Origin of the sequence: Myxococcus vastator (assembly GCF_010894475.1) — a bacterium.
GTDB lineage: Bacteria > Myxococcota > Myxococcia > Myxococcales > Myxococcaceae > Myxococcus > Myxococcus vastator.
The window spans coordinates 1-2464 of record NZ_JAAIYB010000736.1; the positions used below are offsets into that span (position 1 = coordinate 1).

Sequence of the window (2464 nt, forward strand, 5' to 3'; positions counted from 1 at the left end):
CACCCCGGCCTCGCCTCCCGCGAACACCGGGAGCATGGGCATGGGCCTGGACCTGACGCAGGAGGCGCCCAAGCCGGCCGCGCCCACCATGTCCTTCGACGCGGTGGACGTCTCCGGCAAGACGGCGGACCGCCAGCGCCTGGAGGTGGCCGTCAGCCTCTTCAAGAACGACGAGTACGAGAAGGCCTCCATGGCGGCGCACGAGCTGCTGGAGGACCCGAAGCTGGCGGGCCTGCACACCGAGGCGCGCTACGTGCTGGCCAAGTCGCTCTACCGCATGGGCATGTACCACTCGTCCCTGGGGGAGTTCTCCAAGATCCTCTCCCTGGGCCCGTCCACCAAGTTCTTCAAGACGAGCCTGGAGTGGCTCTTCTTCATCAGCCGCAAGACGAAGAACGAGACGGTCATCCTCGACGAGATTGCCCGCCACGCGAACCAGGAGTTCCCGGAGAAGTACCGCAACGAGTTCCGCTACCTGCTGGCGCGCTACCACTTCGTGCGAGGCCGCGCGCTGGACCAGGTGGGGCAGCCCGAGGAGGCCGACAAGAGCTTCTCGGAGGTGAAGCGGCTGGCGCTGACCATTCCGCGCGCCGACCCGTTCTTCCCCCGCGCCAAGTACCTGGAGGGCCTGTCCTCCTTCCGCAACGGCAGCCGTCAGAAGGACGCGGCGGCCAAGCGCGCCAACGGGGAGATGCTGGCGGCCATCGAGGCGATGAAGGAAGTGGTCCGCCTCACGCGTCCGGTGGCCGGCAAGCCCGCCGACCAGGCGAAGCTGGACAAGTCGCTGCGCGAGCTGGCCTTCATGCAGCTGGCGCGCACGCACTACGGCATGCAGCAGAACCGCTTCGCGCTCTTCTACTTGGGCAAGGTGGAGCGCGGGAACACCCAGTGGCTGGAGGCCCTCTTCGAGTCCAGCTGGGCCAACTACCGCGTGGGCCAGTACGAGCAGGCGCTGGGCAACCTCATCACCCTGTCGTCGCCCTTCTTCCGTGAGGAGTACTTCCCGGAGGCGCTCATCCTGAAGGCGGTCATCTATTACGAGAACTGCCGCTACCGGGAGTCCAACATCATCCTCCAGGACTTCGAGCGCACCTACCTGCCCGTGCACGACCAGCTGGAGTCGCTGGTGAAGAAGAACATGGAGGCCAGCGAGTACTACTCGGTGCTGTCCGACGTGCAGAAGAAGAACAAGGACGGCCTGGAGAAGAACGAGACGGACGTCATCCTGGAGCGCATCCTCCGGCTGGCCCTGACGGACCAGGACCTGCGCAAGACGAACGACTCCATCCTCGAGCTGGAGGCGGAGATGGACGCCTTCGCGAACCGGGCGGACACCTTCAAGTACTCCGAGCTGAGCAAGTCCCTGCTGGAGGGGCTCAAGCTGCAGCGCACGGCGCTCATCTCCAAGGCCGGCATCATGGCCAAGGGCAAGCTGGAGACGGAGTTGGTGGCGCTCAAGCAACTGCTCGCCAACGGCCTGCGCATCAAGTTCGAGACGACCACCAAGGAGAAGGAGTTCCTGGAGGAGCAGCTCAAGGCGGGCGGCCGCACGGCCATCGTCAAGAAGTACAAGTACTCCGTCGCCGTGCAGGACGACCAGCTCTACTGGCCGTACGAGGGCGAGTACTGGCGTGACGAGCTGGGCACCTACCAGTACACGATGACCAAGGGCTGCATCGAGCGCGACACCGCGAACCGGAACGTCCAGTCCGCCGAGGCGATGTAAAGCCCGCCGGAGCCGGGACTTCTCCCCCATTCGAGCCGCCGGGGCGCTATCTTCGCGCTCCGGCGGTTTTCTTTTTTCGCAAAGGGGCAACTGGTGGTGCGGCGGGCGGCGTCACTCCGTGTCGTCTTCGGAATCGTGGCGCTGGACCTCATCGGGTTCGGCATCCTGATTCCCCAGCTGGGGGTGTACGGCGTGCGGTTCGGCGCCTCGCCCTTCACGGTGGGGTTGCTCATCTCCGTCTTCTCGCTGATGCAGCTGGTGTCGGCCCCGGTGATGGGCCGGCTCAGCGACAGGTACGGCCGCCGGCCGGTGCTGCTGGTGAGCCAGGTGGGCTCGCTGCTGGCGTACCTACTGTTCGCCTTCGCGCAGTCGCTGCCGCTGCTCTTCCTGGCGCGTGTCGTCGACGGCATCTCCGGTGGCAACATCTCCACCGCACAGGCCGTGGTGGCGGACATCACCACGCCGAAGGACAGGGCGCGGGGCATGGGAGTCATTGGCGCGGCCTTCGGGCTGGGCTTCGTGCTGGGACCGGCGCTGGGCGGCTTCCTGGGCGCCTGGGGCGGCAACCTCGCCATCGGTCTGTTCGCGGCGGGGCTGGTGGCCATCAACCTGTTCGGCGCCTCGCCCTTCACGGTGGGGTTGCTCATCTCCGTCTTCTCGCTGATGCAGCTGGTGTCGGCCCCGGTGATGGGCCGGCTCAGCGACAGGTACGGCCGCCGGCCGGTGCTGCTAGTGAGC

General features: G+C 66.4%; 1 protein-coding gene and 2 pseudogenes. All 3 read left to right on the top strand.

The features are described 5' to 3' along the window. On the top strand, positions 1 to 1726 hold a 1726-nt coding region (gene gltC, locus G4D87_RS36685), incomplete at its 5' end, for an adventurous gliding motility protein GltC (protein ID WP_240358908.1). A 135-nt stretch (positions 1727 to 1861) separates the two neighbouring features. Then, positions 1862 to 2323: pseudogene (locus G4D87_RS36690) on the top strand (MFS transporter); the annotation flags it as partial. A 15-nt stretch (positions 2324 to 2338) separates the two neighbouring features. Further along, positions 2339 to 2464, top strand: a pseudogene (locus G4D87_RS36695) (MFS transporter); the annotation flags it as partial.